Origin of the sequence: Bifidobacterium margollesii, from assembly GCF_002860355.1 — a bacterium.
Lineage (GTDB): Bacteria > Actinomycetota > Actinomycetes > Actinomycetales > Bifidobacteriaceae > Galliscardovia > Galliscardovia margollesii.
On record NZ_NMWU01000028.1, the window covers coordinates 1 to 12247 of the forward strand.

The 12247-nt window shown below is 62.7% G+C and carries 9 protein-coding genes; 3 read left to right on the forward strand and 6 right to left on the reverse strand.

Annotated features, from left to right (window positions below):
• On the reverse strand, window positions 1-258 hold a 258-nt coding region (locus Uis1B_RS08010; RefSeq protein ID WP_133124894.1), incomplete at its 3' end, for a helix-turn-helix domain-containing protein.
• 131 nt (window positions 259-389) lie between these two features.
• Here Uis1B_RS08010 and Uis1B_RS08015 point away from each other — a divergent pair.
• The 3 genes from Uis1B_RS08015 (at window position 390) to Uis1B_RS08025 (ending at window position 4763) form a co-directional block, all read left to right on the forward strand.
• Window positions 390-1724, forward strand: a complete 1335-nt coding sequence (locus tag Uis1B_RS08015) for an Mbeg1-like protein (protein ID WP_101617232.1) — start codon at window positions 390-392, stop codon at window positions 1722-1724.
• A gap of 109 nt (window positions 1725-1833) precedes the next feature.
• Complete coding sequence (locus Uis1B_RS08020; RefSeq protein ID WP_101617234.1) at window positions 1834-3204, forward strand: NAD-dependent succinate-semialdehyde dehydrogenase; 1371 nt, start codon at window positions 1834-1836, stop codon at window positions 3202-3204.
• Between the two features lie 170 nt (window positions 3205-3374).
• Window positions 3375-4763: an NAD-dependent succinate-semialdehyde dehydrogenase gene (locus tag Uis1B_RS08025; protein ID WP_101617236.1), complete on the forward strand. Its 1389-nt coding sequence runs from the start codon at window positions 3375-3377 to the stop codon at window positions 4761-4763.
• A 186-nt stretch (window positions 4764-4949) separates the two neighbouring features.
• On the opposite strand, the gene pdxT is transcribed toward Uis1B_RS08025, so the two are convergent.
• The 5 genes from pdxT to Uis1B_RS08050 form a co-directional block, all read right to left on the reverse strand.
• On the reverse strand, window positions 4950-5570 hold the full coding sequence (gene pdxT, locus Uis1B_RS08030) for a pyridoxal 5'-phosphate synthase glutaminase subunit PdxT (RefSeq protein ID WP_101617238.1): 621 nt from the start codon (window positions 5568-5570) through the stop codon (window positions 4950-4952).
• Window positions 5571-5577: 7 nt separating this feature from the next.
• Entirely contained in the window at window positions 5578-6453 is an 876-nt protein-coding gene (pdxS, locus tag Uis1B_RS08035; RefSeq protein WP_101617240.1) for a pyridoxal 5'-phosphate synthase lyase subunit PdxS, read from the reverse strand.
• Between the two features lie 433 nt (window positions 6454-6886).
• Entirely contained in the window at window positions 6887-8542 is a 1656-nt protein-coding gene (locus Uis1B_RS08040) for a ClC family H(+)/Cl(-) exchange transporter (RefSeq protein ID WP_101617294.1), read from the reverse strand.
• 223 nt (window positions 8543-8765) lie between these two features.
• Window positions 8766-10121, reverse strand: a complete 1356-nt coding sequence (locus Uis1B_RS08045; RefSeq protein WP_207763400.1) for an MFS transporter — start codon at window positions 10119-10121, stop codon at window positions 8766-8768.
• Window positions 10122-10447: 326 nt separating this feature from the next.
• Window positions 10448-12046 (reverse strand): alpha-N-arabinofuranosidase, encoded by a 1599-nt coding sequence (locus Uis1B_RS08050; protein WP_101617244.1) that lies wholly within the window; start codon window positions 12044-12046, stop codon window positions 10448-10450.
• Window positions 12047-12247: the final 201 nt, after the last annotated feature.

Genomic DNA, 12247 nt, shown 5'->3' on the forward strand with positions numbered 1-12247 from the left:
CTTGCGCTGCGCGGTCAGGGCCGAGTAGAACGGGCGCGCGGTCCATGCGCCCGTCTTCAGGCGTTTCGGCCTGTACGGACGGTAGGAGTCGTTCTCGTTGGACGCGAACCACAGGCCGCGCCTCAGCTCGCGGCTGACCGTGGACTTGTCCCGGCCGATCCTCAGGGCGATCTGGCGCACGCCGAGCCCCTCTCGGTTCCTCAGTTCGTCGATCCGGACTCGTTCCTCGGCCGACAGGTGGGAATACACTTTCGTCATGGGCGCAGCACTTTCTCTTCGGTTGTGGACTTGAACACTTCCAACCTTAGACAGGTGTTGCGCTTCTATTTAGAACCCGGGATCCGTGTTCGATCCGAATTCGATCCGTATGATGGAACCGGGAGGCCATCATGGGCAATATCACCGATTTCGCACGCGTCGAAACCCGGGACTTCACCGCACGGCCGTTCGACGATGTCGACGCGTTGGTGCTGTCCCAGCTGATGTACGAGCGCATGCCCGACTGCGTGCCGACCCTTGCCGACGCCGAACGCCGGTACGCCGGTCTTCCGGCCCGACTGCGGTCGTTTTCGCCCGCGCATCCCTTCGCCTCCCTGCGGGCGCTGTGGAATCCACCGTTCCCGGCCGTGTCGCTCAAGCGGATCGATCACGATCTCAGCCCGTCCGACTTCCGGCTCGACACCAATTACGCCGGTCTGGGAGATCCGGCCTGCACCGCCGAGTTCTTCCGCATTCTCGCCGTGAATCCGCGGTTCGCCGATCTGCGATTCGGCGCATACGAGGAGCTGCACGACGAAACCCGACAGGTGCAGTTCGGCGCGGCGACGGTCGATCTGGGGCGGATCCCTGCGCCTACGCTCGCCGTGGTGTTCCGCGGCACCGACACCTCGCTGGTCGGCTGGAAGGAAGATCTCAACATGGCCTCCCGGTATCCGATTCCCGCGCAGGAGGCGGCCGCGCGCTATCTGTGCCGAGTGGCGAGCCTGTGGCCGGGCCGACTGCTCGTCATGGGCCATTCCAAAGGCGGCAATCTTGCGGTGTATGCGGCGATGGCCGCACCCGACGAGGTGGCGGATCGCATCGGCTGCGTGTATTCGCTCGACGGCCCCGGCTTCCTGCCCGAACTGATGGGCGACCGCGCCGCCGACTATCACGCGATCAAGGCCAAAGTGCGCAAGATCGTGCCCGAAGCCTCCAGCGTAGGCATGATCTTCGAGCAGCTGGACGACGCCGATCTTGGCGAATACGCGGCGTTCGTGCCGGTGAAGTCCGACGGGGTGGGCGTGATGCAGCATTTCTCGTTCACCTGGCAGATCGATGTGGCGGGGGTCGATGGCGAACGGCGGTTCGAGGAGGCTGTGTCGGGGGTGGCCGCGCCTACCGGGACGTCGGCTGCGACGTCTGCCGGGGCTGGTGCGACGTCTGCCGGGTCGGGGCCGGCTGCGTCGGCGGGACTGGCTACATCGTCGATGCGATTCAACAGGTCACTGAACGACTGGGTGCTGAGCATGCCTGTGGAACAGCGTCGCCGCGTGATCGACAGCGTGTACGACGTGCTGCGGGCCAGCGGCGTGACATCGATCGTGGACCTGCCGAAATCACTGCCCGGCTCGATTCCCGCGATGCTCGCCGCGGTGCGCAATCTTTCCGCCGACGACCTCGCACAGGTCGGTTCGGCGCTGCGGCTGCTCGCCTCCGCAACGCTGAACAATCTCGGCAAATAGTCGCAAATAGTCAAGTGGCGTTTGGCAAGTCGTAACATCGAGTTCCTCGACAGGCGGGACAATGGGCGTGGGTATGCGGCGGATACATGCGAATACAAGGAGGCCAACGATGGCATACGCAACAACCAATCCGTACACCGGGCAGACGCTGAAAACCTTCCCCGACGCCACCCTTGAGGAGACCGACGCGGCGCTGGAAACCGCGCACGCCGCCTTCGAGCAGTGGAAGGGCGAGCCGATCGAGGAGCGCACCGAGGTGCTGCGGAAGGCAGCGGCGATTCTGGAGACCGAGCGCAACGAATACGCAACGATGCTGACCACCGAGATGGGAAAGATCAGCTCGGAGGCGCAGGCCGAGGTGAGCGTCTGCGTGGCGATCCTGCAGTATTACGTGGAGCACACGAAGGATCTGCTGCGCCCGCGGATGCTGCTCACGAAGGGGTTCGGTGAAACCGATGTGCATCTGGTGAACGACCCGACCGGCATCATCTTCGCCGTGGAGCCATGGAACTTCCCGTATTATCAGGTGATTCGCGTGGCAGCGCCGCAGCTGGCCGCCGGCAATGTGGTGATGCTCAAGCACGCCTCGAACGTGCCGCAATGCGCGCAGCTGATGGAGCGGCTGTTCCTTGAGGCCGGGGCGCCCAAGGGGGTGTTCACGAATCTGTTCCTTCCGCATGAGCTCACTGAGCATGTGATCGCCAGCCCGTACGTGCGCGGTGTGGCGCTCACCGGTTCGGAGAAGGCGGGGGCGATCATCGCTTCGCTGGCCGGCAAGCATCTGAAGAAGAGCACGCTGGAGCTTGGCGGCATGGATGCGTTCATCGTGCTGGAGGACGCCGACATTCAGCTGGCGGCCGAGTGGGCGGTACGCGGGCGTAACCGCAACGCCGGTCAGGTGTGCGTCTCCTCGAAGCGGTTCATTGTGGTCGATGCGGTGTATGACGAGTTCGTACGCCGGTACCGTGCGGAGGCCGCGAAGCTGGTGCCGGGCGATCCGGCCGATCCGAAGACCACGCTCGCGCCTCTTTCCAGTGCCGCGGCGAAGCGGCAGGTGGAACAACAGGTTGCCGACATCGTGGCGCAGGGGGCGTCGGTGGAGTATCTCGTAGACGTGCCCGCCGAGGGCAATTTCTTCCCATCGGCGCTGTTGACGAACATTCCCGAGGGTTCGGCGGCCACGCGCACCGAGATCTTCGGCCCGGTGGCGCAGCTCTATCGGGCCGCCGACGAAGCCGACGCGATTCGCATCGCCAACGACTGCCCGTATGGCCTCGGCGGATCGGTGTTCACGTCGGATGTTCATCACGCGCAGGAGATCGCCCGGCAGCTCGACACCGGCATGGTGACCATCAACCGCGCGAGCGCTTCGGGACCGGACATCCCGTTCGGCGGCGTGAAGAACTCCGGATACGGCCACGAGCTGATCGATCTGGGGCTCAAGGAGTTCCTGAACCAGAAGGTTGTGATCAACGGCTGAGGCCTGACGCAGTCTCCGTCCGAACCACGATGGCGAGCCGACGCCGTGGTTCGGACGCGACCCTTCGCAAAAAACGTTGGCAACTTCTTGACATGTCTCATCGGCGTATCCGCATAATGGTGGCGTCGGGTTTCATTGTCGTCAATGCTGACGATCGAAAGGGGAATACCATGGCATACGCCACCATCAATCCGTACACCAAACAGACCATCAAGACATTTCCCGATGCCACCGAGGCCGAGGTCGATGCCGCGCTGAAGACCGCACACGCCACGTTCCTTGAATGGAAGACGAAGCCGATCTCCGAGCGCGTGGCCGTGCTCGCCAAGGCCGCGGAGATCCTGAAGAACAATCGCAGCGACTACGCCTCCACACTCACTCTGGAAATGGGCAAGATCACCGCCGAGGCCGAGGCCGAAGTCGACCTGTGCGTGGCCATGCTGCGCTACTACGTGGAGCACGGCGAAGAGCTGCTGTCCCCGCGTCTATTGCCGGCGAAGGGCTACGGCGACACCGATGTGCAGTTGGTCAACGACCCGATGGGCATGATCTTTGCCGTGGAACCGTGGAACTTCCCGTACTATCAGGTCATACGCATCACCGCGCCGCAGGCGACCGCCGGCAACGTCGTGGTGCTCAAGCACGCGTCGAATGTACCGCAGAGCGCGGCCCGTATGGAGCAGCTGCTCCTCGAAGCGGGAGCACCTAAGGGGCTGCTCACCAACCTGTATCTACCGCATGCCCTTACCGAGCATGTGATCGCCAGCCCGGTCGTACGCGGCGTGGCGCTCACCGGCTCGGAAAAGGCCGGCGGACACGTAGCCTCGCTCGCCGCGAAGCATCTGAAGAAGAGCACGCTGGAGCTCGGCGGCGCCGACGCGTTCATCGTGCTGGATGACGCTGATGTGGAGAAGGCCGCCGACTGGGCGGTGTTCGGTCGCAACTGGAACGCCGGCCAAGTGTGCGTCTCCTCGAAGCGCCTCATCATCGATGATTCCGTATACGACCGGTTCCTCGAACGCTACCGTGAAGGCGCCGCGAAGCTGGTGGCGGGGGATCCGACCGATCCGAAGACCACCCTCGCGCCGTTGTCGAGCGCCGGAGCCGTGGAAACCCTGAAGCGCCAAGTGGCTTCGGCCGTGGAACAGGGCGCCAAGGTGGAATATCTGGCCGAAGTGCCTGGACAGGGAGCGTTCTTCCCGCCTGCGATCGTCACCGACATCACCGAAGACAACGACGCCTTCCACACCGAGTTCTTCGGACCGGTGGCGCAGGTGTACCGTGCCAAGGACGAGGACGACGCGGTCCGCATCGCCAACGATTCCCCATTCGGCCTTGGCGGCTCCGTATTTAGCTCGGACATCCACCGCGCCCAGCAGGTGGCGCGTCGTCTCGACACCGGTATGGTCGCCATCAACCATCCGACCGTCGTCGCCGCGGACATCCCGTTCGGCGGCGTGAAGAACTCCGGGTACGGCCACGAACTGCTCGATCTCGGACTCAAGGAGTTCGTGAACCAGAAGGTCGTCGCCGTGGCCGATATCAACGGTCCGTTCTAACTGAGTTTTCCCGTTCACTCTTTTCGAGGGTCTTCAAAGAGTGAATGAAAATATGTTCGCATTCACAGAATATTGAACAGGCCGTTCTTGGAGATCGTTGGATTTCCGAGAACGGCCTGTTCAATATTGTGCGTTCTCAATTCACTCTTTTTCGGGGGCCTTCAAAGAGTGAATTGGGATCAGCCCTCACAGCCCCAAAAAGAGCTCGTGAATCCTGGTGTCATCGGTAAGCTCGGGATGGAACGCCGTGGCGATGATGTTGCCCTGACGCAGGCCCACCACGTTGCCGTTCACCTCGGTCTCGACCGAAGCCTCCGGGCCGACGGAAACCACGAATGGCCCGCGGATGAACACCAGCGGGAAATCCCTGATCGCGCCGAAGTCAGCGGTCGCGGCAAACGAGCCAAGCTGACGCCCGTAGGCGTTGCGACGAACGACGGCGTCAAGCGCACCGAAATACACGTTGTCGTCGTTGTCGAGCTTCTTCGCAAGCAGAATCATGCCGGCGCAGGTGCCGAACACGGGCTTGCCTGCGGCGATATGCGCGGCGACCTTTTCGAACAGCCCCGTGGAGTGCAGCAGCTTGCCCTGCGTGGTCGACTCTCCGCCCGGCAGGATCACACGGTCGATGGAATCGTCGAAGTCCTCCGCCGCGCGCAGCAGCTTCCACTGTGCCCCGAGACGGTCGAGCATGGCCGCATGTTCGGCGAACGCACCCTGAACGGCGAGGATGCCGGTCACGCCATGCTTGGCATTCTCAGCCTCGGCCGACTCCTCCTTGGAAATGTATTCAACGGCTACTACCACTGCTGCCTCACTCGCCGCGAGCGGCCATGATGGTTTCGATCTCGTCCTCGTTGATGCCGACCATGGCCTCGCCAAGGTTCTCGGAGAGCTTGGCGAGCAGATCGGCGTCCTGCCAGTTGGCGGTGGCCTGAACGATGGCGGCCGCGCGCTTGGCCGGATCGCCGGACTTGAAGATGCCGGAGCCGACGAACACGCCTTCGGCACCGAGCTCCATCATCAGGGCGGCATCGGCGGGGGTGGCGACGCCGCCGGCGGCGAAGTTCACGACGGGCAGACGGCCGTTGTCGTGCACGTACTTGGCGAGGTCGTAGGGCACGGCCAGCTGCTTGGCGGCCTCGAAGATCTCGTCGTCACGCAGGCCCACGAGCTCGCGGATCTGCTTGTTCATCGTGCGCATGTGACGCACGGCCTGGATCACGTCGCCGGTGCCCGGCTCGCCCTTGGTACGGATCATCGCGGCACCCTCGGCGATGCGGCGCAGCGCCTCGCCCAGGTTCTTGGCACCGCACACGAACGGCACGTCGAACTGGGTCTTGTCGATGTGGTAGACGTCGTCGGCCGGGCTCAACACCTCGGACTCGTCGATGTAGTCGATTTCGATGGCCTGCAGAATGCGGGCTTCGGCGATGTGGCCGATGCGAACCTTGGCCATCACCGGAATCGACACGGCCTCCTGGATGCCCTTGATCATCGCGGGGTCGGACATGCGGGAGACGCCGCCGGCGGCTCGGATGTCGGCCGGAATGCGCTCCAGCGCCATCACCGCGCACGCGCCGGCGTCTTCGGCGACTCGCGCCTGCTCGGGCGTGGTCACGTCCATGATCACACCGCCCTTGAGCATCTGGGCAAGATTCTTGTTCAGCTCGGACCTGTTCTCGGCCATGCTTTCTCCTCTGTTATCGGTACGCCCATATCGTTCGATTGGCGTCTCCCGTCACTCCGCACGCAGGTTCAATCCCGACGATGGCTTGACGGCAGCATACACACAACCATCCATGCTATGAACCCCGCGTTACATCCACCCGCATTGCCCGCATTTCGGCGCGAAACACGCGTTTATGAGATAGGAAATTCCGATAGCCCGCTCAAACATCCCAAATACGCGGGGCACATGCGGCGTCACGGGGCACAGGTATACCCGGTCACACCGCTCGAGGATCGCTGCAATTTCAACGGTTTCCCCAAGGCGTGACCAGGCATAGGTATACCCGGTCACGCAACCCATGCCCGGTTATGCGGGACCCATGCCCGGCTATGCCATGCCCGGCTATGCCACGGTTATGCCCCGCCCGGCTATGCCCCTCGCGTGAGCATGACTACCGCTGCAACCGGCACAACGCATCCATAGCCTCCCGCACGGCGGGGGCATCCTCGCCGCTGAACAATACGATCAGATAGTCGCCGGCGCGAACCTGCGTATCACCGCGCGGCACGATCTCGCTTTCACCTCGACGCAGTCCCACGATCAGGCATCCCGAAGGCCATGCCACGTCACGCACCCGATGCGCGTCCGCGGGCGCCCCCATCTCCACCGGGAACTCCATCACGCCGCGCCCCACCTTGCCTGGCACGCGCGTCCCGGCAGCCCTGACGGCAGGATCATTCGGATGCTGCTCCATATAGCGCTCCAGCAGCGCACCGTAGATCGGCTTGGTATGCAGCACGTCGGAAACCAGCAGTCCGATGAACGCCGCCAGCGCCACCGGCAGCATATGCGTCACCGTGCCGCTCATCTCCACGGTGAGCAGAATCGAGGTGATCGGGGTTTTCACCGAGGCCGAAAGCGTGCCCGCCATGCCGCATACGGCGAACAGCGGGATGCTCTGCGCGGGAAGCCCGGCGATCTGGTGCGCCGCCAGCCCGCAGATGCCTCCACCCAGCGCACCGACCGAAAGAATCGGCATGAAGATGCCGCCCGGCGTTCCCGCACCGAAGCTGGTGGCGGTGAACAGCACCTTGACCACGAACAGCAACGCCATCATGCCGAGCCCCACTTCGGCCGCATCACGAACCGAATCGAATCCCGCAGCGGCCGACTGCAATCCCGCGGCAACATCCGCTCCCGACGCGGCTCCGGAACCACCAGCCGTCAGTACATCCCCGTCGCCCATGCCACCGCCCACATGTTCGGCGAGCGCGATCAGATTCGCGCCCCCACCCAATACCTGCGGCAGCATCAACCCCACGGGCAACGCCAAGCCCAACGCCACCACGGGTCGAATCATCGCCGGCAGCCTGCCGAACAGCGTCTGGAATCCCAACAGGGCACGGTTCATCACCACGCCGACCAGACCGGCGACCACCCCCAGCGGCAGCACCCAGACGTACTGCCCGATCGGCAGCTGCGGCAACGATCCGAAATCCAACACCGGCGTCAGTCCAAAGCAGTATTTGGAGACGAAGTCGGCGGTGAGCGATGCCGCAGTGGCCCCCATCAGTATCGCCGGCGAAAAGCTGCGATGCACTCCTTCAAGCGCGAACATCATGCCGGAAAGCGGGGCGCTGAATGCCGCGGAAAGTCCGGCCGCCGCACCCGCCGTCACCAGATAATGCTCCTGCATATCCTCTCGACGCCCGCGCCGAAGACGATGCGCCACAAACTGTGCTCCGGAGGCGCCGATCTGAATCGACGGGCCTTCGCGGCCCATCGAAAGACCGAACGCCCCCGCCAGAAGCCCCCCGATGAATCGCACCGGCAGAATCGTCTGCCAACGCATCCGCAGTCCGAACAGCACTACGCCTTCGGTCTGGGGAATGCCGCTGCCCGACGCCATCGGCTCCTTGCGGATCATCCACGCGATCAGCACACCAGCCGCCACCGCAGCCATGGCCCACGGTGCGATCAGCCACGGCGTCTGCCGAATCTGTCCGTACATCCACCGCGCGAATTCCACGCCGTATTCGATGCCCAGCCGGTACGCCACCACCAGCACGCCGGAAACGAGGCCGATCAGCACCCCGGCCGCCGCCATCTTCCATTTGAGACGGTTGAACGAGGAAAGCAGCCTGTTCACCCTCGATTGCGTGTTCAAGCCGCCTCCCTCGTCCTTCTTCTCCAGCCGCCGAATGCCATGCAGATGACGTGCAAATCGCCACGCAAGCCGCCGCACCGGCCGCTGTATTCCTAGAGCGAGTCTACGCCTCCTCGTTCTGGATCCTCCAGATCCTCCGGAGCCTCCAAAGCAAGACTCGGTTCTACGCCTCCTTCGCCTCCTTATTCTCCGCATTGCGGCGAGCCACGCCCTCCATGATCTCGGCGTACTTCTTGTCGATGTCATAGAAGCACAGGATCACGATGCTCACCACGAACAGTGCGATCGGAATCCACACGTAGATCTGGTAGATCGAGTTGATGGCGCTGGCCGACTGCTCGGCCTTGGTGCCGTCGTATCCGCCCCAGCCGAGCACCCAGCCGGTGAGCGCGGTGCCGACGCCCACGCCGATCTTCTGGCCGAGCGAGCCTCCGGAATACAGCAGACCCTCGTTGCGCACGCCGGTCTTGGCGTAACCATATTCAATGGTGTCGGGGAACAGCGCCCACACCGCACCGAGCATCGGGCCGTATCCGATGCCCTTCACGATCTGCGTGAACATGATGAATCCGAAGCTGCTCGGCATGAGCATGGGCAGCGCGTAGCCGATGATGCTCACCACGGAGGCGGCCAGCAGCACGCGGGTCTTGCCGTACTTCTCGTACAGCTTCGCGCACACCACGAGCATCACCATGCACGGCGCGAGGTAGCCGATCGACAGTACGCCCACGTATCCGGCATCGTTGAGGATGTACTTGGCGTAGTACACGAGCGAACCCTGCGTCAGCGCGTACATCACGCTCCACACCACGAAGAAGCCGAAGGCAAGGAACCAGTACTTGTTCTGCGCGAGCGCCTTGAGGCTGATCGACAGCGGGATCTTCTCCTTGTGAGGCTGCTGCACGCGCTCCCGCTGGGTTTTGAACACGATGAGCAGCAACACCACGCCGATTGCGGCGAGGATCGCATACGTCCACACCCAGGAGCTCTGCTTGTTGCCGAAGGCGTTGACCAGCGGCAGCGTGAGATTGGTGACGATCAGCACACCGATCTGCGCGAGGAACATGCGGGCGAGGTTGAACTTTTCGCGCTGACCCTGATCCTGAGTAACCAGCGAATTCAGCGTGCCGTATGGGATGGCGATGGACGAGAACGCCACCATCAGCAGATTGTATGAAACGAAGATATAGACCACCTTCACCGTGTCGGACACGTTCGCGGGCACTGCGAACAGCAGTGCGGTCAGTATGGCGAGCGGCACACAGCCGAATAGCAGCCACGGACGGGTCTTGCCCCAGCGGGAGCTGGTTTTGTCCACCAGCGAGCCGACGCACACGTCGATCACGCCGTCGAATGAGCGGGAGAACAGCATCAGCGTGCCGATGATCGTGGCGGAGACACCTACCACGTCGGTGTAGAAGTACACCACATACATGCCCAGCGAGGCGAAGGTGAAGTTGATGGCCATGTCGCCGATGCCATAGCCGGCATAGTCTTTAAGTCCCAGATTCTGTTTCATGGATTGCATGACGGATGGCGATGAGGCGGTTGATTGCGTTGCAGTCATCGTTGTCTCTTTTCTCTGATGGTGATGACGGTTCCCTGATTGGGAATCGAGCATGGTGGGCGATCCGGGCATGGCTTCGCACACCGGTATATGCGATATATGAAATTGCGGATTCGCATAGATGAGACGGCCGTCCGGCAGCTGTGCTGCATTGCAGCCACCGGACGAATCGTCATGATGACGGAAACCGGATCGCGGTCCGGTTTTCAGAGAGGGCGGAAAACCACCCCTTGGTCAATCGGCCCCTCCGACCGCCCTCGGCCGGGGGTCAGCGATAATCAGATCTCGTAGATCAGGACGTTCCAGGAGGCGGCGGGGAGCTCCACGACATCGGAAGCACCCTCCGCAGCCCCGGAGGCGCCCACCGGCAGTTCTGCCGGAACCACGGTGTCCGGATGCTCGAAGGTGTTGCGCGCCTTGAGGTCGTCGCCGGTCAGCACCTCGTGCTTCACCAGCTTCGGCGCAGCCCCACCGAATCCGCGGAATTCCAGGGCGAACGAGGCTGCGGATTCCAGATCGGAGTTCAGGGCGAACACGCGGATCTGTCCGGCCTGCTCATCCGAGACCGCGGCGGCGACCACGCCGGGCAGCTCGCCCATGCGCGTGGACTGCGTCGGCCCGGAGTACACCCCCTTAAGCACGGTGCCGCGACCATAGCGGGTCAGGTCGGCGAACGGGTAGAAGATCGTCTGCTTGAGCAGGTTGCCGTCCTCGTCGGTGGTGATCGGCGCGATCACGTTGATCAGCTGGGCTAGGCAGGCGATCGAGACGATGTCGATGTTGTTGAGGATCGACAGGCCCAGTCCGCCGACGGTCAGCGCGTCGAGCAGCGAGTACTTCTCCTGCAGGATCGGCGGATGCTCCTCCCACTTGCCGGCGCTGGTGAGCTCGAACGTGGTCTTGCCGTTGAGGTCCTCCATGGAGTCCATCTTGATGTCCTGGAAGTTCCACACGTTCCATTCGTCGAGGCAGATCTTCACGTCCTTGGTCTCGTGCAGCTTGTCCTTCGAAAGCTGGATCGCGTGACGGGTGTTGTTGATGTGGTTGTCGAGCTCCTTCCACGATGCGAGGAAGTCCACGTCGTTGATGTCGCGCGACTGCATGGTGTAGTAGTGCGTGGAGACGTAGTCGACGTACCGGTACAGTTCGCGCAGCACGCTCACATCCCAGTCGAGGTACTCGGGCAGCATTTCGTAGCTGGTACCGCACACCACGAGCTTGATGTCCTGATCCACCCACTTCATCATCTTGGCGGCTTCGCGCGCCTTCTTGGCGTAGTCCTCGGCGGAAAGGTGGCCGGCCTGCCACGAGCCCTCCATCTCGTTGCCCAGGCACCAGTACTTCACGTTGTACGGTTCGCGGTGGCCGTTCTTGATGCGCAGGTCGCTCCAGTAGGTGCCGGAGTCGTGGTTGCAGTATTCCACCAGTTCGGCGGCGGAGCGGATCGTGCCGGTGCCGAGGTTCACGGCGATCATCGGCTCCACGCCCACCTCCTCGCACCACTGGCAGAAGTCGTCGATGCCGAACTGGTTGGTTTCGATGCTCGACCATGCGAATTCCATGGTCTTCCTCCGCTCCGACTTCGGGCCGATGCCGTCCTTCCAGTCGTAGTTGGAGACGAAGTTGCCGCCCGGGTAGCGGATCACGCCGAGGTTGAGGTCCTTGACGACCTGCTTGACGTCGTTGCGGAAGCCCTTCTCGTCGGAGTACGGCTTGCCGGGATCGTAGATGCCCTCGTAGATGGAGCGGCCCAGATGCTCGGTGAACGAGCTCCACACCTTGTCGTCGATGGCACCGACCGTGAAGTCCTTGTCGAAGATGTATGTTGCGGTTTTGTTCGCGTTGGCCGCATTGGCCGTGACGTTTGCAGTGGTCATCGTCAACCCCTTAGTTAGTATTTGCCGACCGTCGTCCGTGACAGTCGTGACAGCTACACCGTCACGAAATATTATACGCACTTTTGTTTATATAGCAAAATATTTTAAAGAAATATTTCTCTCCCGAGCGGGATCACGCACCGCCACTCCAGCAATATCCACTCCTAACCGTCACGCTATAATCCTTGTAGCCGTTGAACA

Coding starts and splice junctions, on each gene's coding strand:
- Uis1B_RS08040 (WP_101617294.1), bottom strand. CDS start 8,542: ATGGCGGCGGCCGGGGTGCTGATCGGCCTCGTTTCCGGCGTGCTGGTG.
- Uis1B_RS08015 (WP_101617232.1), top strand. CDS start 390: ATGGGCAATATCACCGATTTCGCACGCGTCGAAACCCGGGACTTCACC.
- Uis1B_RS08050 (WP_101617244.1), bottom strand. CDS start 12,046: ATGACCACTGCAAACGTCACGGCCAATGCGGCCAACGCGAACAAAACC.
- Uis1B_RS08025 (WP_101617236.1), top strand. CDS start 3,375: ATGGCATACGCCACCATCAATCCGTACACCAAACAGACCATCAAGACA.
- Uis1B_RS08045 (WP_207763400.1), bottom strand. CDS start 10,121: ATGAAACAGAATCTGGGACTTAAAGACTATGCCGGCTATGGCATCGGC.
- pdxS (WP_101617240.1), bottom strand. CDS start 6,453: ATGGCCGAGAACAGGTCCGAGCTGAACAAGAATCTTGCCCAGATGCTC.
- Uis1B_RS08020 (WP_101617234.1), top strand. CDS start 1,834: ATGGCATACGCAACAACCAATCCGTACACCGGGCAGACGCTGAAAACC.